The 24,891-nt window shown below is 25.7% G+C and carries 21 protein-coding genes and 2 tRNA genes; 4 read left to right on the forward strand and 19 right to left on the reverse strand.

The features are described 5' to 3' along the window. Window position 1: 1 nt before the first annotated feature. From rsmH to hflX, 7 genes are all read right to left on the reverse strand, one after another. The gene (gene rsmH, locus CS899_RS02165; protein WP_099203322.1) at window positions 2-943 is read right to left on the reverse strand and encodes a 16S rRNA (cytosine(1402)-N(4))-methyltransferase RsmH; all 942 of its coding nucleotides are present in this window, start codon (window positions 941-943) and stop codon (window positions 2-4) included. Between the two features lie 8 nt (window positions 944-951). Next, window positions 952-1,383, reverse strand: a complete 432-nt coding sequence (gene mraZ, locus CS899_RS02170) for a division/cell wall cluster transcriptional repressor MraZ (protein ID WP_099203323.1) — start codon at window positions 1,381-1,383, stop codon at window positions 952-954. 188 nt (window positions 1,384-1,571) lie between these two features. Next, the gene (gene lgt / locus CS899_RS02175) at window positions 1,572-2,315 is read right to left on the reverse strand and encodes a prolipoprotein diacylglyceryl transferase (protein ID WP_242491849.1); all 744 of its coding nucleotides are present in this window, start codon (window positions 2,313-2,315) and stop codon (window positions 1,572-1,574) included. A 3-nt stretch (window positions 2,316-2,318) separates the two neighbouring features. Beyond that, the gene (locus CS899_RS02180) at window positions 2,319-3,059 is read right to left on the reverse strand and encodes a YebC/PmpR family DNA-binding transcriptional regulator (RefSeq protein WP_099203324.1); all 741 of its coding nucleotides are present in this window, start codon (window positions 3,057-3,059) and stop codon (window positions 2,319-2,321) included. After that, window positions 3,059-3,784: an NAD(+) synthase gene (gene nadE, locus CS899_RS02185; protein WP_099203325.1), complete on the reverse strand. Its 726-nt coding sequence runs from the start codon at window positions 3,782-3,784 to the stop codon at window positions 3,059-3,061. The genes CS899_RS02180 and nadE overlap by 1 nt, the downstream gene beginning before the upstream one ends. Window positions 3,785-3,796: 12 nt before the next feature. Then, the gene (locus tag CS899_RS02190; protein ID WP_099203326.1) at window positions 3,797-4,438 is read right to left on the reverse strand and encodes a YigZ family protein; all 642 of its coding nucleotides are present in this window, start codon (window positions 4,436-4,438) and stop codon (window positions 3,797-3,799) included. Beyond that, a complete protein-coding gene (gene hflX, locus CS899_RS02195; RefSeq protein WP_099203327.1) occupies window positions 4,428-5,702 on the reverse strand; it encodes a GTPase HflX in 1,275 nt (424 codons plus the stop codon). The genes CS899_RS02190 and hflX overlap by 11 nt, the downstream gene beginning before the upstream one ends. A 119-nt stretch (window positions 5,703-5,821) precedes the next feature. On the opposite strand from hflX, the gene CS899_RS02200 reads away from it, so the two are divergent. The 3 genes from CS899_RS02200 (at window position 5,822) to CS899_RS02210 (ending at window position 8,878) form a co-directional block, all read left to right on the forward strand. Then, window positions 5,822-8,626: a transglycosylase domain-containing protein gene (locus CS899_RS02200; RefSeq protein WP_164995820.1), complete on the forward strand. Its 2,805-nt coding sequence runs from the start codon at window positions 5,822-5,824 to the stop codon at window positions 8,624-8,626. A gap of 88 nt (window positions 8,627-8,714) precedes the next feature. Beyond that, window positions 8,715-8,791, forward strand: a tRNA-His gene (locus tag CS899_RS02205). A gap of 3 nt (window positions 8,792-8,794) precedes the next feature. After that, window positions 8,795-8,878: transfer RNA gene (locus CS899_RS02210), tRNA-Leu, on the forward strand. Between the two features lie 131 nt (window positions 8,879-9,009). On the opposite strand, the gene CS899_RS02215 is transcribed toward CS899_RS02210, so the two are convergent. From CS899_RS02215 to CS899_RS02245, 7 genes are read right to left on the reverse strand one after another with little or no spacing between them, the layout of a single operon-like run. Next, the gene (locus tag CS899_RS02215; protein WP_099203329.1) at window positions 9,010-10,476 is read right to left on the reverse strand and encodes a hypothetical protein; all 1,467 of its coding nucleotides are present in this window, start codon (window positions 10,474-10,476) and stop codon (window positions 9,010-9,012) included. Beyond that, window positions 10,463-11,869, reverse strand: coding sequence for a HAMP domain-containing sensor histidine kinase (locus CS899_RS02220; protein ID WP_099203330.1), 1,407 nt, complete (start codon window positions 11,867-11,869; stop codon window positions 10,463-10,465). Before CS899_RS02220 ends, CS899_RS02215 begins: the two co-directional genes overlap by 14 nt. Before the next feature lie 4 nt (window positions 11,870-11,873). Then, window positions 11,874-12,557, reverse strand: coding sequence for a response regulator transcription factor (locus CS899_RS02225; protein WP_099203331.1), 684 nt, complete (start codon window positions 12,555-12,557; stop codon window positions 11,874-11,876). A gap of 18 nt (window positions 12,558-12,575) precedes the next feature. After that, entirely contained in the window at window positions 12,576-15,635 is a 3,060-nt protein-coding gene (locus CS899_RS02230) for a UvrD-helicase domain-containing protein (protein WP_099203332.1), read from the reverse strand. Then, complete coding sequence (locus CS899_RS02235; protein WP_099203333.1) at window positions 15,636-18,377, reverse strand: PD-(D/E)XK nuclease family protein; 2,742 nt, start codon at window positions 18,375-18,377, stop codon at window positions 15,636-15,638. It abuts the gene before it with no gap. 7 nt (window positions 18,378-18,384) lie between these two features. Beyond that, window positions 18,385-20,004: a nucleoside kinase gene (locus tag CS899_RS02240; RefSeq protein ID WP_242491850.1), complete on the reverse strand. Its 1,620-nt coding sequence runs from the start codon at window positions 20,002-20,004 to the stop codon at window positions 18,385-18,387. Further along, complete coding sequence (locus CS899_RS02245; RefSeq protein WP_099203335.1) at window positions 19,982-20,965, reverse strand: RluA family pseudouridine synthase; 984 nt, start codon at window positions 20,963-20,965, stop codon at window positions 19,982-19,984. The genes CS899_RS02240 and CS899_RS02245 overlap by 23 nt, the downstream gene beginning before the upstream one ends. Window positions 20,966-21,045: 80 nt before the next feature. Between CS899_RS02245 and CS899_RS02250 the strand changes: the two genes are divergently transcribed. Continuing rightward, window positions 21,046-21,567 carry an endolytic transglycosylase MltG gene (locus CS899_RS02250; protein WP_099203336.1) on the forward strand — a complete coding sequence of 174 codons (522 nt, stop codon included), beginning with the start codon at window positions 21,046-21,048 and terminating at the stop codon, window positions 21,565-21,567. 24 nt (window positions 21,568-21,591) lie between these two features. Here the strand turns inward: CS899_RS02250 and CS899_RS02255 are convergent, their stop codons facing one another. The 5 genes from CS899_RS02255 to CS899_RS02275 are packed head-to-tail and all read right to left on the reverse strand — an operon-like array spanning window position 21,592 to window position 24,848. Beyond that, window positions 21,592-22,128, reverse strand: coding sequence for a DUF6648 family protein (locus CS899_RS02255; protein ID WP_242491851.1), 537 nt, complete (start codon window positions 22,126-22,128; stop codon window positions 21,592-21,594). Between the two features lie 38 nt (window positions 22,129-22,166). Further along, window positions 22,167-22,592 carry a hypothetical protein gene (locus CS899_RS02260; RefSeq protein WP_099203337.1) on the reverse strand — a complete coding sequence of 142 codons (426 nt, stop codon included), beginning with the start codon at window positions 22,590-22,592 and terminating at the stop codon, window positions 22,167-22,169. A gap of 46 nt (window positions 22,593-22,638) precedes the next feature. After that, a complete protein-coding gene (gene mnmL / locus CS899_RS02265) occupies window positions 22,639-23,583 on the reverse strand; it encodes a tRNA modification radical SAM protein MnmL/YtqA (RefSeq protein ID WP_099203338.1) in 945 nt (314 codons plus the stop codon). Continuing rightward, window positions 23,570-24,016, reverse strand: coding sequence for a peroxiredoxin (locus tag CS899_RS02270; RefSeq protein ID WP_099203339.1), 447 nt, complete (start codon window positions 24,014-24,016; stop codon window positions 23,570-23,572). The genes mnmL and CS899_RS02270 overlap by 14 nt, the downstream gene beginning before the upstream one ends. Next, window positions 24,009-24,848 carry a Cof-type HAD-IIB family hydrolase gene (locus CS899_RS02275; protein ID WP_099203340.1) on the reverse strand — a complete coding sequence of 280 codons (840 nt, stop codon included), beginning with the start codon at window positions 24,846-24,848 and terminating at the stop codon, window positions 24,009-24,011. The genes CS899_RS02270 and CS899_RS02275 overlap by 8 nt, the downstream gene beginning before the upstream one ends. Window positions 24,849-24,891: the final 43 nt, after the last annotated feature.

Genomic DNA, 24,891 nt, shown 5'->3' on the forward strand with positions numbered 1-24,891 from the left:
TTTAATCTCTCACTCTTTCTACAATTCTTAATTTAGCACTTTTAGATCTTGAATTTTCTTCCATTTCTCTAGTACTTGGGGAAATAGGCTTTCTAGTTATCAACTTAACCTTTCTTTTATTTCCACATACACAAATTGGTATTTCTGGTGGACATATACAACCTGTACTTAATTCTCTAAAAATATTTTTAACAATTCTATCTTCTAATGAATGAAAAGTTATTACACAAATTCTTCCTTTTTCATTCAAATAATTTACCATTTTAGGTATGCATTCTTCTAAAATATTTAACTCATTATTCACTTCTATACGAAGCGCTTGAAAAACTCTTTTAGAATAATGCCCCTTAGCCTCTTTTCTAACCTTTAAAGGAACTGCTTTATCTATTATTTCTACTAGATCAAAAGTTGTTACTATCTCTTTTTCTTTTCTAGATTCACAAATAAATTCAGCTATCCTTTTTGACCATTTTTCTTCACCATATTTGTAGAATATATTTGTTAGATCTTCTATAGAATAGTTGTTTACAATACATCTTGCTGTAAGATTTTGTTCTTGATTCATTCTCATATCTAGCTCACTGTCATGAATATAAGAAAAACCTCTATCTACTCTGTCTATTTGATATGATGAAACTCCTATATCCATTAATATTCCATCAACATACTCTATATTTAACTCTTTCATAATTTCTGGAAAATATTTAAAATTAGATTTTACAAAAGTTATTTTTGAAATATAATTTTCAAGTTTTATTTTTGCATTTTCTATCGCATCTATATCTTGATCAATGCATATTAATCTTCCATTATTTAATTTTTTTAATATTTCAATAGAATGTCCTCCCCCTCCGAGAGTACAATCTACATAAATTCCATCAGGTTTTATATTGAGACCTTTTATTGTTTCTTCTAATAAAACTGGTATGTGTTTAAATTCCATAATTACCTCTAAAAATCTATATCTGCCATTTTTTCTGTTAAAATGTCATAATTTAATTCATCATCATCATTGTAGTTTTCCCAAGATTCTTTATCCCAAATTTCTATCCTTGAAGAAACCCCTATAACAACTGCTTCTTTTTTTAATTTTGCATAATCTCTTAATGTTTGTGGTAATAAAACTCTTCCCATTTTATCCAAGGAAACATTTATAGCTCCTGCGTAAAATAGTCTAGCTATACCTCTAGCCTCTTTTCTAGATAGTTTTAGTCCATTTATTTTTTCATCCATTTTTATCCATTCTTCTTGAGTATATACAAACAGACAATTGTCCATTCCTTTTGTAATGAAAAATTCCTCACCTAGTTCTTCTCTAAACTTAGATGGCAAAGTTATTCTGCCCTTGGTGTCTAAATTATGTTGATATTCACCTATGAACATTTAACTCCACCTCCATTCTATTTTTCACCACAATTACCCACTTATTACCACTTAATATAATAATACCTTATTTTATAGGAGAACACAACGGGAATATTTGTTCTTTTTAGTTTTGTCAAGTATTCTTTTTCCTCTATTTTCCAACAAAAAAAGAGATGATTATAAAATCATCTCTTTTAACTAAAATACTATTTTCTTTTTTTTAACTTTACATAATAAATTACAATACCCACTAACACTAAAACTGCACTTAAAATTTGTGATACCCTAAAGTTTAAAAAATATAAACTATCAGTTCTTAGACCTTCGACAAAAAACCTTAAAATTCCATATAATATTAAATATAGACTTATCACTTGACCATCAAACTTCTTTTTATCCTTGCAAATTTTATATAGTATTAAAAATATTATAAAATCTCCTAAAGATTCATAAAAAAATGTTGGATGAACTTTTTGACCTTCTATAATTATGCCCCAAGGTAAATCTGTTGTCCTTCCAAAAGCTTCTTGATTTACAAAGTTTCCCCATCTCCCTATACTTTGCCCCAACACTATGGCAGGTGCAAAAATATCTGTTAATTTTAGAAAATCTATTTTTTTTATTCTAGAATAAATGTACCCTACTAAAAACGCTGCAATTAAACCACCATATATGGCTAAACCACCATTTCTAGTATTTATTATTTTAAATAAATCTCCTTTATAATCATCCCAGTTAAAAGCTACATAATAAAGTCTTGCTCCAATAATTGCAGCAGGTAAAGCAAATATTAATATATCTACTACAATATCTGGGTTCATTCCATTATATTTTAATAGTTTTGTAGCCACTATTATACCTAGAAAAAAACCTATAGAAATTATTATTGCATACCACATAATTTCTATTCCAAATATTTTAAATGCTATTGGATTTATATTAAATTCCATTTACTATACCTCTAAATTTTCTGGTATATTCCAATTGTGATATACATTTTGTACATCATCATTATCCTCTAATATATCTATTAATTTTACTAAATTTTTAATGTCTTCACTGTCTGTAACTTCCACTTCATTTGAAGGTATATAAGATAAATCAGCAAATGTCAGTTTGTAGCCTTCTTTGATAAGTGTATCTCTCACTTTTATAAAATCAGAAACTGATGTAGTTATAGTGAACTCATCATCATTACTTGAAAAATCTTCTGCTCCAGAGTCTATTGCCATCATCATAACTTCTTCTTCATCTAATTCAGCTTTGTTTATTGTAATTAATCCTTTTCTTTCAAAAGTAAACATTACAGAACCAGTCTGTCCTAGATTACCACCATATTTATCAAAAGCATGTCTTACCTCTGGTGCAGTTCTATTTCTATTATCTGTTAATGTACTTACTATTACCGCAACTCCTGCTGGACCATATCCTTCATATATGACTTCTTCATAATTTTCACCAGCTCCTGATCCTGATGCTTTTTTTATCGCTCTTTCAATATTATCATTTGGCATATTTTCAGCTTTAGCTTTTTCAATTGCCGTTTTTAATGATGCATTATACTCTGGATCACTACCACCTTCTTTAACTGCAACTAAAATCTCTCTAGCTAATTTAGTGAAAATTTTCCCTCTTCTAGCATCTTCACTACCTTTTTTATTTTTAATTTTACTCCACTTATTATGTCCTGCCACTATACATCTCTCCTATAATTGAATTTTTCAGGCATCATTTTTTTATGATTATTAATTTTTTTCATATTTTCTACTTTTTCTATTATTTCTTTACTTCCTTCTCCTTTAAGAATATACCTATCTAATTCTTCATAAGTAAAACCTAAATCATCTTCATCATTTTGTCCTTCCCAAAGTCCTGCTGAAGGTTTTTTATCTATAATTTTACTTGGTATTCCTAAATATTTAGCTAATTCCAACACTTCAGTTTTAGTAAAATCTATTAATGGTGATATATCTACTGCTGAATCACCATATTTAGTTGAATAGCCTATTGTATATTCAGACAAATTAGTTGTTCCAGAAACTAAATATCCATTGTTCTGAGCGTAATAATATAATGCTATCATTCTAAGTCTTGGCTTTATATTCGCATATGCTAACGGATTTTTATTTACTTCCATTTTTTCTATAAAACTTTTATATTCTTTTGTTAAGTCTAATGTTATAGTTTTCAAATTCAAACTATCTGAGACTAGTTTTGCATCTTCTAAATCAGACTCTAAACCGTTAATAGGCATAATAATTCCTAAAGCATCTTCTCCAAATGCATCCTTTGCCAAGGCTGCTACCACAGCTGAATCTATTCCACCACTTAGTCCAAAAACAACACCTTTACAATTAATTCCATAGACATACTCTCTAAGCCATTCTACTAAATCTTCTTTTATTTTTTTATAGTTCATGGTTTCTCCTTATTAAATATATAATTGTCCATTTATAGTATTCATTAAATTCTTTTTGTTAAATAAAATTTGTATATTACCGCTTGTTAAATCTAAAAGATTTTTTCTCAAATTTTCTTCTTTCTCTTCTTCTATAAATACATTCAAAGAAACATCTTCTTCGTATTGCTTATTTTTTATATATACACCATTTTCTTCTAAGTAATTTAAAATCCTACCGTAACTATTATAATCTATTTTTAATGTAAAACTAGAAAAATATTTTTTTTCTACTATTATTGATTTATTAACTACATCATTAGCTGCATTAGAATAAGCTCTTATAAGTCCTCCTGCACCTAATAGAATACCTCCAAAATATCTTGTTACTACAATACAAATATCTGTTATATCTTTTTTCTTTATAATATCTAATATAGGTATTCCTGCTGTTCCACTTGGTTCACCATCGTCTGAATATCTTTGAGTCAATTTTTTTTCTCCAATTATATATGCAAAACAATTATGTCTTGCTTGTGGATTTTCAGACTTTATATATTCTACAAATTTCAAAGCTTCCTCTTCTGTTTCTACAGGGCAAGAATATCCTATAAATCTTGATTTTTTTATCTCTGTTTCTATTATTTCTTTTTTTAATATGCTATTATAACTCATATTTTTCCCTTAAATATTTTTCTACATGATTGATTTCTGTTTTTAAAACTTTCATTTTTACTTTCATTAATTCATCATATTCTATTTCAAAACTTATATCCTTATTTCTAAGCTCTGCCAACACACCTTGCTTGTCGTATGGTATTTCCAATATCATTTCTTCATAATCTAATTTTAAAGCACTTTCTATTTCTTTTAGTAATTTAAAAATATCTTCCTTCTTATAAGAAGATATATATAAATTTCTTCCCTTTATATTATCTGATTTATATATTAAATCTTTCTTTATATCCATTTTGTTATAAATATTAATAATTGGTTTATCCAGTACATCTAACTCTTTTAACATTTTATATGTTGTATCTATTTGCTCACTCATATTATTACTTGATGAGTCTATAACATGTAATATGCAATCTGAATATTTTATTTCTTCTAATGTGCTTTTAAACGATTCTATTAAATTAGTCGATATGTCTTCTATAAATCCAACTGTATCAGCTATTAAAAATTCACTACCTTGAGGAAGTAACCCCTTTCTTATCGTTGTATCTAATGTCATGAAAAGCATATCTTTTTTTGCAAAATATTGAGTTTTCTCATCATTGTAAAAATTCGATAATTCATTTGCTATTGTAGATTTACCTGCATTTGTATATCCAACTAAGGACACTAGTTTAGTCTTGTTTTTAACTCTACTTTTCCTATTTGTTTCTCTTGTTTTTTCTACTTTTTTTAACTTGTTTTTTACCCTATCTATTTCTTTAGATATTTTCCTTCTATCTAATTCAAGTTTTTGTTCTCCTAGACCTCTAGTACCAATACCTGCACTAGCTTTTGAAAGATTTTTTCTAAGACCTACTAGTCTTGGTAGCATATACTCCATTTGAGCAAGTTGTACTTGTAATACAGCTTCTTTTGTTTTTGCTCTTGTTGCAAATATGTCCAAAATAAGGTTAGTTCTATCTACGATTTTCCTATCTATTATTTCTTCTAAGTTTTTCATTTGTGAACCTGATAATTCATTATTGAATACAATAGTATCTACTCCTAATGTTTCTGATAATAACCTTATTTCCTCAGCTTTTCCTTTGCCAATGTACAAAGCTTTATCTATAAAATCTCTAGAACATGAAACTTCTGATACAACTTCTGCTTCCATCGCTATAACAAGTTGCTTTAATTCTTCTCTTTTGTTTTCATAATCAGTATTAAAATCTTTTTTTAATTTTACTGTTACAGTTATTACTTTTTCTTTTTCCATAATTTTCACCTGCTAAATATTATAACAGTTTTAAATACCTATTACTATTTTATCCTTAGAAATTAACAAATATTTCCCCCTATGTTATAATTAAAAAATACAAGTTAATGGAGGTTAAGATGAAAAATAAAAATTCAAAATATATATCTAAAATAGTAAAATTAATTGTTATTACTTTTTTGGTTGTATTTACATTTATGGCAGGTGCTCTGGGTGTATCCATAGTTGGAGTCCTCGAAAGTACTGACCCTATAAATACTAACGAAATTGATAATTTGGTTAATAAAACTTCAAAAATTTTAGATTCTAATGGTGATTTGCTAGAAAATGTTCATACTACAGAATACAGGGAATTAGTACCCTATGATAAATTGCCTAAAAATTTAATTAATGCTTTTATTGCCATTGAAGATGTTAGATTTTATGAACATGATGGTGTAGACCCTATAGGTATTGTCGGAGCTTTCGCTGATAATGTAGTATCTTCCGATATGGAAAGGGGAGCTTCAACATTAGCTCAACAACTTGCTAGAAACCTATATTTGTCTGCTGACAAAAAAATTGAAAGAAAAATAAAAGAAGCTTACTTGGCACTACAATTAACTGAACAACTTGGAAGAAAAGGTGTCATTGAAAAATATTTAAATACCGTCTTCTTAGGACAAAATGCATATGGTGTACAAGCTGCTAGTAAGGTTTACTTCAATAAAGATGTTAGTGAATTAACTCTTGCTGAATGTGCTTCACTTGCATCAATAGTCAAAAGTCCTTCAAACTATGCATTATATAAGACAGTCCTTCCTGAAAACATTACTAAAGATGATATAGTTGTTGGAGATGAAGAAATAGAACTAAATGGCACTATGTATAAAACTGTCTACAATAAAAGTGAAAATTTAGAAAACAGGCAAAAACGTACTTTGAAAAATATGCTAGAAGAAAAATTTATTACGCAAGAAGAATATGATAAAGCTGCTAGTGAAAATATAGCTAATGCTTTATCACCTGGTCAAAATTCAACTAAACAAAATATTTCTTCTTATTATATAGACTTAACGGCTGACCAAGTTATAGGAAAATTGCAATCGGAGCTAGGTCTTACAAAAGATGAAGCAATTGCAAAATATTATAATGGTGGTATAGAAGTTTATTCTACAATAGACACTAAAATGCAAAAACAAGTCGAAGGAGTTTTTGAAAACTTTTCTGATATAGTTTTAAAAGGTACAGGTTCCTCTACTAGACCGGCTCTTTTAGATTGGTCTTCAGATAGAAATGGAAACATTACTAATTCAAAAAGAGCAATAGTTTATTATAAAAAAGAAAATCTTATTGACAGTAATGGACAAGTATATATTGGAAATGACGAATATTCTCTATCTGATGATGGAAGCCTAATCTTAAATTCAAGTAAATTAGATTTTTCAACCAATTCAATAGACCCTAAAGATTTTTATACCATAAATGATGACAAGAACCTTGTAACTTATAGAACTAGTAGTTCTGGCAAAGCTATCCCTAATGAAAATGAAATTAAAAGTACTGATAATGGTATTGTAATAAGCAAATCTTTCCTAGAAAGATATCCAGATTTTTACTCTGTCTCTGATAGTGGAACTTTATCATTAGGAGCTAAATATTTTTCTATTGAAGATGGAATAGCTCAACCTCAAGGATCTATAGTTATCATAGACCACAAGCAAGGCCACATTAAAGCTATTGTTGGTGGTAGAAATCAAGGTGGTAGAAAAATATTGAATAGAGCTTCTGACTATCCTAGACAACCAGGTTCAACCATGAAACCGATAGCTACATATATTCCTGCTTTAGATAACGGATATACTGCTGCTTCTGGTATTGAAGATGCTCCTTTCTTCTATAATGGAAAACAATGGCCTAAAAACGTATATAGAGGCTTCAAAGGGCTTATTTCTCTTAGAGAAAGTGTTAAAATATCAAGTAACGTTAATGCTGTAAAAACGCTTGATGACGTTGGTATAGATGTTTCTAAAGAATATCTAACAAAGTTTGGTCTGATTGACAAAGAAAATCCCGATGCTGATAGTTTTATAACTGCATCTGAAAATAGTAGCGTTAATGATGAAAACTTATCAGCTATGGGACTAGGTGGTATGACCTATGGTATTTCAAACTTAAAAATGACAGCAGCTTATGCTGCAATTGCAAATGGTGGAGAATATATTGAGCCACTTACTTTTTCAAAAGTTGTAGATTATGATGGTACTGTACTACTTGAAGATGTTAGTAAAAAAGAAACCGTGGTATCCCCTCAAATAGCATATGTTATGACCGATGTTATGAAAGATGTACTAACTGTACCTTATGGTAAATATGCTGCTAACTCTAATTTTGATATAGCTGGAAAAACTGGTACCACTCAAGAAAATCAAGATATATGGTTTATTGGATATAGTCCATATTATACAATAGGTACTTGGATAGGATTTGATAATCAACAATTAAAATTAACAAGAAATAGTGGTCAAGCTGTAAAATTTTGGAATGTTGTAAATAGAACAATTTTAGAAGGTTATGATAGTGCAAGATTTGAAGAACCAGATGGAATGATACACATGAAAGTATGTACCATAGGAAATGGAAAACCTACTGGTGCTTGTTATGGAGATGGAACAGTAAAAAACGAAATTTTCGCAAAAGGAACAGAACCTACTGGCAGCTGTAAAGTTCATGGTGGAGGTAGCGTTATAAACAGAAATAACTCTGAAAATGAAGGTGAAGATGAAGTTGAGCCAACCAAAGAATCAACATCTCCTGCTACATCAAAACCTCAAGAAACTACAACCCCACCACCTACTATAAATACAAAACCTACTGATACTAAACCAACGGAATCAAAGCCTACAGATCCACCTAATCCACCAATTCCACCTAAATTTGAATAAATAAAAGAGAGCTAATAGTTCTCTTTTTTCTTTGAATTTTATTTGACATTTAAAAAGATAAATGCTATAGTAATAAGGTAGTTGTTTGGTGGATGTGGCCTAGCTGGTTAGGGCGTCAGATTGTGGCTCTGAAGGTCGTGGGTTCGAATCCCATCATCCACCCCATATGCGGGAATGGCGGAATTGGCAGACGCGCTAGACTTAGGATCTAGTGTCATTGACGTGGGGGTTCAAGTCCTCTTTCCCGCACCAAATAAAAAAGCAGGTTGCTCACCAACCTGTTTTTTATTTATTTAATGTTCTAAAATAGAAAATATTTTAATGAAAATCTATCAATATAATAATATTATTAATATAAAAAGCATACTATAAAAGCATGCCTTTTAATAAATTTTTAATGTTTCTTTATTATCTTTAATAAATTTGTCTATAAATACATCTGCCTCATTCCCTACTGTCCACTTAGACATTATTATAGAACAATCCCCTTCTTTTCTAGGTAATGTAATTATAGGTTTTTTTAAATCAGTTATACTATACAAAGATATGCTCTCAGAATTGTTTATAATAATAAAATTTTCTTCTGGAGATATATATGCATCTACTAGATTAGAATATTCTTCTTTTATATCTGCCCATTTATATTTCCCAAGTGTATTATTTCTGAAAAAGTCTTTCTTTGGTGTTAATGATACGTCAATTTCCTTAATTGTATTATTATTATTACCTAATACTAAACTAGTTCTAAACTTCCAAAGTCCATCGACTCTAACTATTCCTATATTTGTATAATTTTCCATCGGAGAATTCTTATCTATATTTAATTCGTCTTTTTCTTTAGCAGTATTGATCACATCTTCAAGAATTTTTTTCCCATTCTTAGAATCTATATCTGTTGCAGATAAAGCTTTACTTTTAAAGTCATTATCTATACTATATATTCTATAAAATTTTCTACTAGTTGTTGTTTTATCATTAAATGATATAGAGTAATATTGATCAGATATATAATTCAATTCAAAAGGTTCTTCTGATTCATATAGTATCTCTTCTTTATCAGTTTCAAATTTAGTATTCGGATTAATTCTCATGAAATAAGCCTCATGTTTATCAGATTCCCAATCCTCATTATATTTATATATTTCATTATTATCACTTTTAGGAACATATATATTATTTGCAAAATAAACTTTACCATGACGTTTATAATTAGTATTGTCATAATGTAAATAATAAGAGTTATATTCAGTTTTTACTTTGTTGTCATCTGTGTTTTTACTTTGACATTTAACCACTAAAGATAGCCCTATTTTTCCGTCATAAGACTCTAAATTTTCGCCTTCTTTTCTTTCCTCTTTGTATTTATCTAAAATATCACCATCAACAGAGTCTGATTTTTTTTCTAAAAAATATTGATATCCTTCATTTATTAAAAATATTTTTTCATTAGATATCTTTACTATATCTAATGAAAATTGCGTTCTACCAGAAACTAAAACCACTTCTATAAAATCTTTATCTGTTATATCTTTTGCTTGAATACCTAATTCTTTGTTTTTCAAATAATTACTTGTACTTACATACTCTGACTCAAATTCTGGATATAAATTATATCTATTTCCTATTTCTACTAAGTTTTTAGTAATATATATCTCTTCAAATGGATTTGTATCTCCCTTAGATGTATCTTTTAAAGATTTTTTGTCTATTACTTTCCAAGTTCCTTCTATAGATAAATCATTAGACTTTGGGGATTGTATAAAATTTTCATTTTCTTTAATACTTGCATCTGTACAAGAGGATAGCATAACTAACACAAAAAAAACAAATAACACTCTAATTTTTTTCATTTTTAACCTCTTCTTTCGGCAAAGATATTTTAATTGTAGTTCCTTCATTTATTTTACTCTCTATCATCATTTCTCCACTATGCAATTTTATTATTTCTTCACAAATTGATAGACCGAGTCCTGTATGAGAATTACTATTTGTACCTTTGTAAAATTTGCCTGTTATTAAAGATATTTCTTCACTATCTATACCAATTCCTGTATCTATTACCTCAAAGTATACATTTTTTTCATCATCTGACACATTTATTATTACTACTCCTCCAGAGTCTGTGAATTTCAATGCATTATCTAATAAGTTTATTAATACTTGTTTAATTCTATCAGGATCAATTTTAGCTACTATATGTTCTGGTTCAAAATTAATAATCAAATCTATCCCTAGAGATTTTGCTCTTGGCGTTAATTGCTTTTTAATTCCTACTGATAATTCTGTTACATCAACATCCTCTTTCTCTAGTGTAATTCTATTAGATGTAAATCTTGAAAAATCTAAAAGTTCTTCTACCATACCACTTAGTCTTATACATTCACTTTGAATTATCTCTAATCCTTCTTTTACTAATTCTGAATCTTCTGGCTCATATAGCAAAGTTGATGCCCATCCATTAATTGAGGTAAGAGGTGTCCTAAGTTCATGTGAAACAGATGAAATAAAGTCATTTTTTAATTTTTCTTTTTCTTTTATATTATCACTCATAATATTCAAAGTTCTACTTAAAGCATCTACTTCTTCGTAATCCGATCCATCTGCCTTGATATTAAATTGACCTTCTGCTAGTTTTTCAGCTGTTTTATTTAATTTTTTTAATGGTTTCACTATTTTATTAGCTAAAACTATGCTCCCTGAAATAGTAAGTGCTATTACAAATATACCAAATGCTACAAATGTTAAATATCTTTTTGTAACCATATAATCAACTAGTTCTAATGAAGTAATTATTCTAATTACTCCTTTTTGTTCATCTGGACGTATTGGTAGTGATACTGCCATTACTTTCCCATCATAGTAACTAACATCACCTATATACTGCCCTTCCTCACCTAAAACAGCTTTTGAAATATCTGATGAGTTTAATTCCTTACCTACTAAATCTGTGCCTAAACTATCATATATTACAACTTTCTCATTATTCAATATCTGAATTTGAGATTCAACATCTAAAAATAAAGAATCCTTTCCTTCTAAAACCATACTCTCAAGCGAATCCGAATAAGGAGATGTTTTATATGTTTCTAAAATTAAGTCTACCTCGTTCTTAAGATTTCCTTTCACAACTGAATAATAATAGTACTTTACTGAGTACATTGAAAATACCTCAAATACAACTATAGTGGATAACAATAATACTGCAAAATATAAAACTACTCTATTTCTTATACTAACTTTCAAAATATCAGTCCTTTTTCCATCTATATCCTGTTCCCCAAACTGTTTCTAAGTAAATTGGTTTACCAGGATTATCTTCAATTTTAGATCTTAATCTCCTTATATTAACATCTACTATTTTAGTATCTCCCACAAATTCTTCTCCCCAATTTAAGTCAAGTAATTCATTTCTTGTAAATGCCCTACCAGGATTTTTCATAAACAGAGAAATCATCGACAGTTCAGTTGGTGTTAATTCTATATGTTGCCCACTTTTACTAAATGACTTAGAATATAAGTCAAGTTTAAATGGTGGATCATTTATTAAATTATTATTTTTAGGTTTATCAAGTCTTCTTAAAAGTGACTTTATTCTTAAAGATAACTCCTTAGGATTAAATGGTTTACTTAGATAATCATCAGCTCCTCTTTCCAAACCAAATATTTTATCATTTTCTTGTGTTTTTGCTGTTAACATTATTATCCCAATATTAGGTATATTCTCTCTCAAAATTTTGCAAACTTCGTATCCATCTATACCAGGTAACATAACATCTAATATTACTACATGAGGATTCTCCTTTTCTGCTAATTCTACTCCCAATTCACCCGTTTCAGCTTCTACTACTACAAAACCTTCTCTTTCTAAGTTAATTTTAGTGAATTTCCTAATGTTTTCTTCGTCTTCAACTAGTAAAACCTTCTCTTCCATTGCTCCTCCTTTTATATATCAACTTATTTTATAAACATTTTCAATATAATTATCTAGTATAATCTCAAATTTTTTCTTGATATCTAATTTATACTCCACATTTATGCAATAATTTCTTCGTATATTTTTAAATATTAATTCTATATTTCTATTATCAAATATTTTTTCACAAACTATTCCATAAAAAATTAATTGTGGCCAATATTTTTCTAACAATTCATTTTCTCTTAAATTAGAAAACTTATAATCTATTATAATTATTCTATCATCTATTACTTCTATTCTATCAATAATCCCTCTAAATAAGAAATTTTTATATTTATAATTAAATTCTACTTCCTCATATGATTTATCATATTCATAATTATATAATTTCTTAAAATTATATATATATTTGTTGAAAAATTCCTTGTTTTTATTATCTAATCCAAACTCTTTTAGTATTTCTTCTAGCTCTAAGTTATATGGTTCTTTATACATTTCAGCAAATCTGTGAATTACATCTCCTATTAAATTGCTCGGTAAATTCACTTCCGATTTTTCTACTCGGTCTTTATAGCTTCTGAACTTATCTATTGTTTGATTTTTTATTTTATTTCCATTGCTGTGAAAATCTAATATAGTGCTTATATTAGATTTAATAATATTATTTTTTCCTTTTTCAATATCTTTAGTAAATTCAAAATTAACACTATCGTTAATTTTATCTATTTTTTCTATTCTTAATGTTCTATCATCAATATTATTTATTTCTTTTAATTTATTGTCTTTTTTTAATTTTTCTATTTCATCATATAAGACTTTTTTATATCCTGATTTTATTCCAGAAAAACCTAAAACAAGATTTTCTTTAGCTCTAGTCATAGCAACATAGTAAATATTATCAGATTCAATTTTTTCTTCTTCTAAGTCTTTTTCTTCTAATATTTTATAAGTATAATTTGCACCAAAAAAATTTATTGCTATTCCAGCAAAAACTCTAAACTTAATTAATTCTTTTTTATTATTTATTCCCTTATTTATATAAGGAACTATTACATCATTAAATCCTAAACCTTTGGATCCATGAATTGTCATTAACTTTACAACTTCACTATTTTCATCTTCAACTTGTTTCATGGTTTCATCATTATTATTGTCTAATAAGTCATAATATAAATCATCTACTGTTAAATTATTCCTATCATATTCATGAGCTATTTCTAATAATTTATATAAATTTCCTTGTTTCTGTATAGTATTTTCCTTATAATTATATTTTTCATACAAATTAAATTCTTCATATATACAACTTAAAAAATCTGATACCTTATTATTAAACTTATTCCTAATATTTTCTATCTTGTAAAAAATTCCTTCTACTGCAAAATAAATTTTTTCATTAGGTTCTTTTATGTGTTCAAATATCTCAGCATCCGTTAGATTATATAATTGCGACTTTATTATAAAATACAATGACATATTATTTTCATTAAATTTTATTAACTTTAGCATTTCAACTATAATTTTTATCTCTTCTGAATTGTAAAACCCCAATGAATCAAAAGTATAAAATGGAATATTCTTTTCTCTAAAATTGTTTTCGAAAATTTCTTGCCCATTTCTATTTCTAAACAACAATGTGTAATCTTTAGCTTTTCTTTTATTTTCATAAATATTTTCAACTATAAAGTTTGAAATGACTTCTGGTTCAAAATTATTATCTCTTTTATTATCATTATTTATTAGAAATATATTATACTTATTTGTTGATTCTTTTACTGAACTTAAAAAATCATACCTATCTTTCATAATATTTCCATATATATTATTAATTCCTGTCATCAAATTTTTATTAGATCGATAGTTAGTAGAAAATATGATATTTTCTCCCCCAGTTTCTATTATATCTTCCCTAGTATTATAAAATATATTTATATTTGAACCTCTAAAGCCATAAATAGACTGTTTAGGATCTCCTACTACAAAGAAATTATTTCTATCTAACTTTGTATTTTCTGAACATATTAAATAGAATATTTCCTTCTGTATGTCATTAGAGTCTTGATATTCATCTACCATTAAATATTCTATATCTCTTTGTATGTTTTTTCTTATATTTTCTTTTAAAAGTAGCTCATGGGCCAAATGCTCTAAATCGTTAAAATCATATTTCCCCAATTTTTCTTTTTCTTTATTATAATCTTCTTCTATTTTTTTTAATATTACAAATAAATTACTATAAATTTCGTAATAATTACTCTCTTCAAATTGTAGTTGGAAATTTATTAGCTCTTTTAAATATTCTAACTCTTCATTTTTATCTAATGCTTTTATACTATCTACTAATCCTACTACAAATTTTTTATTTATCTGATTTTCTGCTTCTAAAATTTCTGCATTAGCTTCATCATTTATAAATTTATATAACTTACTATTACTCCTTAATTTTACATTTTTATTTATATATTTAAGTTCATCTTTTATTTCTTTTGACTTATCTTCCACATTTAATTTTTTTATATTATCTAATGTTCTATTTTTAATACTTTCAATAGAATAGATAGTATTTTTAATTTTTAAATAAATATTTTTTATTTCATTAATTAATTCTTCAACATCATTTCTCTCGGTAGAATTCATTAATAAAATTATAAAGTTTTCCTCATTTCCTTCTTTTTCCAATATGTTTGAAATAACAGTATTTAATATTTTTTGACTTTCCTTTTCTTCCAAAACTTCAAATAATGGATCAATATTTAAATAATAAGAATTTTCCCTAATTAATTTTGTACAGAAACTATGAATTGTTGATATATTAGAATCAGAAAGTTGTCTTAAATAATCTTTATTTCTATCATCACTATTTTCAAGCAATAACTCTTTTATTCTTTCTTTCATCTCATTAGCTGCTTTTATTGTAAATGTTATGGCTACAATTCCAGAAATTTCATTATTTTTTTCTAATTTTCCATTTTTTAATATTTCTATATATCTTCTTGTTAAGGTTTCTGTCTTTCCAGTTCCAGCTCCTGCATTAACTATCACATTCTTATCAATAGTTTGTATAGCCTTTAATTGTTCATTAGTTAATTTCATCTAATTACTCCTATAATCGCAAATATTACTATACTCACAAAATGTACAATTTGTTTTTTCTTCTGTTCCTTTAAAATAATTTTCATTATTTATTTGTGTTATTATATCTTCTAAAATTAGCACTGTTTTATATCTCAACTCATCAAACTCTTCTCTATTTAGATATCCTTTTCCATTGTATTCATTAGAAAGGTTGAAAAATTCATGATTTTTAAAATCCTTTATAGTAATGTACCTGCACCCATCAATATTTTTAATAAGCGAATATATAGGAAATTGTAAAGTTCTTCCTTTTTGAAAATCTGCTAAAGTTTTAAATGAATTTTTTCCTAACTTATAATCAATTAAATAAAAATTATTATTACCATCTCTATCTATTCTATCTACTCTTCCAGAAATAATTATATTTTTAGTATCTCCATTGATATTTAATTGTTTCTTTATTTCAAATTTTTCTTCAAATTTATAAGGTGTCAAATCTTTTTTAGAATTATTAATATAAATCAAGTCCATTTTAATTAAACTCACTAATAAATTTGTATATCTTTTTAAAATATTACTACCTTTAAAATCATCTATATTAAAATCTAATTCTTTTAGCTCTGTTTTTAAAATTCTATATACAATATCTTCAGTGTTATTATTCTCTTTAATTTCTTCAAAGTAGTATTCATATAATTTCCTCAAAGTTTCATGGCAAGCTGTTCCTAATAAAGCTGATTCTTCTAACTTCGTTTTTATTAAGTTGTCTTTAAGCTCTATTACATATTTATAGTAATATTTTATAGGACACAAATAATATGTCTCCAAACTGGTAGCTGAAAATTTATTGTTTAAAATATTATTTGAAAAACTTATTTTATATGTTATTTCTCTTCTAATATCTTCATATACTTTTTGAAACGATGAAAAATATAATCTCTTATCTTTTTCATTAATAACATTCTCAACTTTTGGATTTATAAAGTTTTTGAATTTATATTGTTCCTTTTCTTTAATATCAACTATTCCTAATACATAGTCAGATATTATACTTTTATTGGAATTTTCATAAGATATATAAATTTTAAAATAATTTGAATTTATTATATTGAAAAAATTCAATTCATTCTTTGAATTCTTTAACTTTCTGTCTAATATATCTATTCCTAAATCTTTAAGCCTATATATGTTTTTATTATTAAAATAAAAATTATCTGTTTCTTTTTTAGGATAATTTTCTTCTGTCATTCCTAAAAAATATATATTATCAAATTCTAAGGCTTTGAAATTATTAAATTCTACTAAATAAACATTATAATCTACCATACTATTTTCATTAATTGAAAATTCATTTAGTATTTCTTTTAAATGCCTTATTAATTCTCCAGATTTTAAACTATTAGTAATACTGCTTAATCTAAAGTTTAATCCATCTATAAAATTGTAAAATTTTTCATATAATATTAATTTACTATCATCTACTTCAAAATATTTTTTTAATTTTTCTTTAATAAAAAGTATAATATTTTCTTTATCCTTTTGTAATTCAATAATATTGAATATTGAATTTAATATTTCAATGTACTCATTGTAATTTGAATTACTTTTTAATATAGTAGAATTAAATAAATCTTCTTTACTTGTAATACTTATTGATAAAATTAATTTTTCTAATTCAATATCATTTATAGGTTTCTCAAATATCATAGGATTTTTAAGATTTCTAATTATATATTTTTTCAATCCAATTTCATAATCTAATAAATTCAACATCCATTTTCCAAAATCACTTTCTTTTAAATATGCTTTTGAATTTGAATTTAATTGTATATTTTCAAATATAAACCTATCTTTAACAATCTCAATATATTCTTCATCATTTACTATAATCCCAATTTTTTTACTGTGTCCTTCTAGTAAATCTTTTTTCAATTCGATTGATAATCTTTTAACTTCTAAATACTTATCTTCACATTCAACTAGCTTAAAATTTCTACACTTTCCTTGAACTTTATCTTTAATATATGTGTATTCAAAACCTATTTTTTCTAATTTTTCTTTTGTTTCTTTAAATATATCTATATTTTCATTTAAAGAATTATAATAAAAAGCTTTAATCTTTATTTTTAAATCTCTTAATACCTTTAATATTTCATATTCTATTTTTCTAAAATCTAAAAAACCAAAAATAAATACCTCTTCTATTTCATTTTCTATATCAAATGAAAATTTTGAGTCTATAAATTTAAAATATTTGTCATATCTATCCTCAAAATTGTATTTTTTTAAATTTTTAGAATATTCTTCGTAAATTTTTGCAATTGAAAAAAGGGAAGAATCTCTTTCTACTTCCCTTAAAAAATTATCTGATGATAATAACGAACTTTTTATATAATTAATCATTTTACTAGCTAAAGATAAAAAACCATCAGAGTTGTAAAAAGAACTATTCTCTATAAAACCTTTTGAAATACAGTTGTTTATACTATAACTTATAATTAATTTGTTATAGTAATCGAAATTTTCTACCTCCGAAAAACTAATATTTTTATAATTAATTAAATCATCGAAGGTAAATAACTTTAAATCAAATATTACTTCGAATTCATTAGTTATATCTTTTCTTAATCTATCTATTAAGTTTCCATTAGGCAATATAGCTATAAATTTATTGTTATTATCTTTTAGTTTATTTATAATCAATTCTTTAAAATCATTATAAATATTTCTTGCTGAATTATAAACATATACCTTTTGCATATTTTACCTACCCTATTATCTCTCTCAAGATAGAATTTACAGGAATTATAGATTCATCCTCTATATCTAAAAAATATTTTAAAAATGATTTAAGTTTTTTTACTTCTTTATAAAATTCTCCATTTTTATCATAAGCATTAAGCAGTTTATATGCATGCTTTTTTAATACTGATAGTTCATAAATAAGCGATGAATCAACTGCTACATCTGCTAAGTCTTGGTACGGAAATATATATAATTCTTCTCCTCTTCTCACTTTCTCCCAAATTTCAAATGTATCTTCTACACTATTTCCTCTAAAATTATCATCCCTTATCATTCTTCTCAAAAACCTAACATCAGTTGATGCAATTCTATTATGATTATCTATATTTAATTGTGTTAAAGCACTTATATATATCTTAAATTTATTTTTATCTGGTACTAAACTTGTCAATTTAGGGTTTAAACAATGTAATCCCTCTATTATTATAATACTCTCACCATTTAATTTTATTTTTTTACCAGATTTTTCTCTCTTTCCTTCTAGAAAGTTAAATCTTGGTAATTCTATTTCTTTTCCTTCCATTAAAGACATTAAATCATCATTAAATTTAGGTAAATCTATGGCTTCTATTACCTCATAATCTCTTTCACCATTTTCATTAAGCGGAGTATCTTCCCTATTCACAAAATAATCATCAGTTGAAATTAATATAGGTCGTTTTCCTCTAGAGCCTAATTGTACTGACAATCTATATGCTGTTGTTGTTTTGCCTGAAGAACTTGGTCCTGCTATTTGTACTAAATTAATATCTGAATCACTTATTATATTTTCAGCTATTTCAGATATTTGATTTTCAAAATATGCTTCAGATATATCAACTATGTATTTTATATCTTTGTCTATTATGTATTCATTCAAATTTCCTACATTTTCTACATTTAGTAAATCCGTCCATTTTTTTGAGTTAGAAAATACTTTTGCTAATGTTTTTTCTTCTTTAAATTCTGGAATTTTACCATTATTGCTACTTGGTATAGTTATTGCAACTCCTGGATAATATGAAATTATGTCAAAATTATCTATAAATCCAGTGGATGGTGCAAGGTATCCATGAAATGTAAATATATTATTATTAACTTCATAGTAAGAAACTTCTTTTAAATCCATATTTTTAAATAGTAACACTTTATCATCATAACCTTCTTTTGCAAAAAGATTTAAAGCCGTTTCTATATCTGTTTTTTTTCTATATACTTTATAATCTGAATTAATAATTTTTTGCATTTCTTTTTTTATTAGTTCAACATCAGTATGTAATAGCTTATTTTTACCCTTTAATTCACAATACATCGATTCTCCTATTGAATGTTCAACTTGCACTGTTTTGTCTGGATATAAAGATTTACAGGCCATTATGAATACAAGAATTATGGTTCTTTGCATTAGCACATGGCCTTCAGTTGAATACTTTCCAAAATAAAAAAGTCTATCTCCTTCTTTTACCTTATCTTGTAAATTTTTTAAGCTATTTTCTACAATTACTCCTATTTTTTCTTTATCTTTAAAAATTTTTTCTGATAATTCTAAATAAGTCATTCCTTCTTGTATTTCTATTTTTTTATTTCCTAAATATACTTTCATATTTTTCTCCAAATATACTTTTTGCTATTTTAGCATATTCCTTCGTAGGTTTTGAAAAATACTCTTTACCATTCAGATATTCCAAATTTCCCTCTAACCCACTAATAGTTAATTTATAAGCATGTAAAAGCTGATAATTTAAATTATATTTTTCTTTAAAATATCTATTTATAGTTTTATCTCCATATTTTTGGTCCCCTATTATAGGATGTTTTATAGAATTTAAATGTATCCTAATCTGATGAGTTCTTCCAGTTATCAAATCAACTTCTACTAGAGAATATCTTTCACCGTTTATTATAGTCTTTACTTTTGTCTTGCTATCTTTTCCTTCTAATTGAGCTATCTCCATTTTGTTTTCAGATTTTTTAGTTATTTTTTTTTCTATTAATTGATCTTCTATTTTCCCTTTACAAATTGTAATATAATATTTACCTATTTTCCTATTTTTTATTGCATTATTAATTTGGTATAATGAATCTTTGTTTTTACATCCTATTAATAAACCACTTGTATTTCTATCTAATCTATTTGAAAGTGCTGGTATAAAACTTTTTTCATTTCTAGGTATATATTGTTTGGTCTTTATTAAATATGACACAAAATTATCTACAATATTTTTACCATAATCTTCTTTTGAAGCTGCATGACTTAGAACACCCGCTGGTTTATTTATAATTGCAATATTATCATCTTCATAAACAATATCTAAATTATAATCTAAATAGCTATATACTTTATTATCTTTATACTCATTTAATACTTCATCATATATATATATTTGTATTTTATCATTTAATTTTAAAATATAATCAGACTCAACTCTTTTCTTATTAACTTTTATTCGCTTTAATCTAATATATTTGTTTATAAGTGATTTTGGTGCTTTTGGTAAATATTTTACCATGAATCTATCTAGCCTTTGATTTTTATCATTTTCGTTTATAGTTATTTCTCTCATTTTATTCCTTTATGTTATAATATTTAATAGTATAGTAAGATTATACCTTAAAAATAGCAATATGTTCAAAAGGAGCAAAAATGAAAAGATTCATAAATTTTATTAAAGATACTGTATACGATTTAAATATTTTAATATTCACTTTAATAGTTATTGTATTGGTAGGTTTTGTTTTACAAAATAGAATACATGCTATGTACTCTGCAGATTATGGAGTTAAAAGAGAAAATATGAAAACTTCACTTTCCCAAGTTGAAGTTGAGGATGTTTATTCTGATGAAAATGCACCAAAGATAGATATTAATGTTACACTTCCAGAAGGTTCTTCTATTATTGATATTTCAAGAATACTAACAGAATATAAAGTAATATCTGATCCAGAAGAATTTTTGAATTATGTTAAAACAAATAATTTAGAAAGTAGCATAAAACATGGACAGTTTACAATATCTAAAGGTTCTTCATTGGAAGAGGTAGTTAATATAATTACTGGTAATACTTCTTCAGAAGAAAATACTACTGAACCAAATGCTAGTCCAGACGCTAGTAAAAATAATGAAAACTCTAATTTTGATAATTTAGTTCCATCTCCGATTCAATAAAAAAAGCATCCATAATGGGTGCTTTTATTGTTTATTTACATAAGAATCTATTTTTGACAATTTCTCTATATTTGAGAATACTTTATTTTTTTTTAATTCTTGCAAAATAATATTATTCATAGAATGAAATATTGCTTTTTCATAATCCAATAATACAATTTCAAATATATTGTTTTTTAATCTACTAGAAAACATTGTAATATAATAAGATTCTACATTTTCAAAGTTTATTAACCTTAATATTTCTATTGTGACCTTATCTTTTTCTGAGTAATAATTACTTGATTTGTTAATTTCAACATTATACTTTTTCTTATTCTTGCCTTTATAATCATTAGCTCTATAATTATGATATTTTGCCAAGATATTGTAATATTGATAATTATATATGCCTTTTTCTACAGTATCTATTTTTAAAAATGGTTTCATTGATAATTTATCTACCATTTGGTAATTTAATACTAGAAATTCATTTTTATCTATTTCCTTACTATCTAGTTTATTAATTAAAGTATTTCTTTTTTCTATAAAAGATTTTATAATTTCCTTTTCACTCATCATAATTTCAAAAAAGCACTCTATTTAAGAGTGCTTATATATTATTGAATATTCAACTCTACTACATCTTTAGCCAAGTCTTCTGATAGTTCAGATTTTTCTTTGTTTAACCCTATATAGAACTCAACTCCAAATTCTTCGGATAAGATACGTAAATCTTTTGTTAATACTTCCAACTCTGGAAGTTCAATATTAACAATATCGTATATACCATCCACATAAATTTTTTCAATATCATAATCTCTTGAAATTATTCCTGCTAGAAAACCATAAAAACCATTTACTGTATTTATATGATATTTGTTTGCATTAATTAATCTTACTTGATAATCTAATGAAAAAATATGAGAATCATCTGTATCTATAAAAACTATATTACCATTTCCATTTCTCTTATCATCATTAGCTTGATCTATAAGCCATTTAGTCTTACCACTTCCTGAAGGACCTAATACTAATTTTATCATTTATAATCACAACCTTTCATATGCTTTTGTTTATACTAACATTGTATTATATAAAAACAATTCCATCAAGATAGTTACATAAATCTCCTTGATAAAAATCGCTATTTATCATTTTTTCTACTATCAAATCTCTTATTTTCCACCAACTTGTATTCCAATTGCAAAAAACACTTTCCTCTTTTGGCATTCTTCCTACAAGTCTTTGAACTGCTATATCTTTTTTTAAATATCTTAAAAAAACAATTACTAAATCTATATATTCATCCAATGAAATCAAACTTATTTTATTGTCACTATACATTTTTTCTAACACTGTATTTTTAGGGATATAAAGAGAATGTATTTTTACTTCATTAATTCCTAATACTGAAATCATCTTAGATGTCTCTATAACATCTAACTCATTATCCCAAGGAAGTCCTATTATTACATGTGCACAAACTTTAAAATTTCTATTTTTAATTTTATTTACAGCTAATATAAATTCACTTAACCCATGACCTCTATTTAGCTTATCCAATGTATGATAGTTCGTTGTTTGAAGTCCTAATTCAAAATATATATCTATATTTGTTTTTTTATTAAAGTCTTCTAAAAAGTCTAATTGTTTATCGTATATGCAATCTGGTCTAGTTGATATATCAATTCCCACTATATCTTCTATATTGCACTCGTTTATTATTTTTATAAAATCATCATATTTCATATAAGTATTGGAAAAATTTTGAAAATAAACTATATATTTTTTTGCATTATATTTTTTTCCAATATAGTCTTTATTTTTCAAAATTTGCTCTTTTACTGAAAAACTTACATCTAAATTTTCAAATGAGCCACCTTTTTCATTGCAAAATATACAACCACCTTTTGAAACATTTCCATCTCTATTTGGACAGGTTAAATTTAATTTTACAGGTAATTTATATACTTTTTCTCCATAAATATCCTTTAAATAATCACTATAGGATAAATAAGGATTATTTATGCTCATCCAAATATCCTTTTAAGAAATCATATACTTCATCAACGTGACCTTTAACTTTCACTTTTCTGTACTCTTTTATCAGTTCACCTGCTTTATTAAAAACAAATGTTGATCTTTCTGTTCCCATTACTTCTTTTCCATAAAGTTTCTTTTGTTTTATTACATCAAATTTTTCATGTAATACTTTTTCTTTGTCACTTACTAAATCTATTTTTAAATCATGTTTATTTTTGAAGTTTTCATGAGTTTTATCTGAATCTTTACTTATTCCAACGACCTCTGTATTTAATGCTTCAAAATCATCTATTCTCTCTGTAAAGTTTATAGCTTCTGTTGTACAACCAGGCGTATTATCTTTTGGATAAAAATAAACAACTAAATTTTTTCCATCATATTTTTTTAAAAAATCCTCACTAAAATAGTCCTTTATATTATTCATTTAATATACCTCCAAATATTTTTATTAATTCTCTTGCTACTCCATCTTCATTATTAGTATATTGTGAAATATACCTAGAATTTAGTTTTAATAAACTACTTCCATTTTTCATACATATACCCAGTCCTGAAGATTTTATCATATCTAAATCATTGTTATCGTCACCAAATGAAACTACTTCACTCCATTTATATCCTTTAAATTTTAAATATTCATTTATTCCTATGGATTTTTGTGCTAATGGATTTAAATACTCAGACAATAATCTATTTTCTGAAGTATTAGTTAATATATGTGTTGATATATCTAATTTTAAACTCAAAATTTCTTTATTTAAACCTAAAATTTTATTTTCTTTATCTATAAATACTGCTGACAAAATATTATCTAAATCTCTATCATTTATTTCATTGTAATGAGCTATCTCACTTATATCTTTTACTGATTTTATGTGATTTTCCTTTAATATTTCATTTGGAATTACTAACGATTTTTCACCATTAAGGTCAAAAATATGTAAATATGGCATCATACTAAATTTTTTGCTTACTTTAACTATTTCATTAAAGATATTTCTATCTAAAGAATTATAAAATAATATATTATCGCTGAAATTAAGCTTTGCAATGGCTCCATTATTAGCTATTATGATATGTGGAAATTTCATACTACTTGTTAATTGCTCAATTCTAGTAAGTCCTCTACCTGTAGCTATTACAATTTCAATACCCTTTCCTTGCAAATCATCTAATATTTTTAAGTTTAATTTGCTTATTATTTTTTTATCATCTAATAAAGTTCCATCTAAGTCTAAACAAATTACTTTATACATTTTATACCTCTTAAAAAAGACAAAGCATTTCTACTTTGTCTTT

The organism is Miniphocaeibacter massiliensis, assembly GCF_900232905.1.
Lineage (GTDB): Bacteria > Bacillota > Clostridia > Tissierellales > Peptoniphilaceae > Miniphocaeibacter > Miniphocaeibacter massiliensis.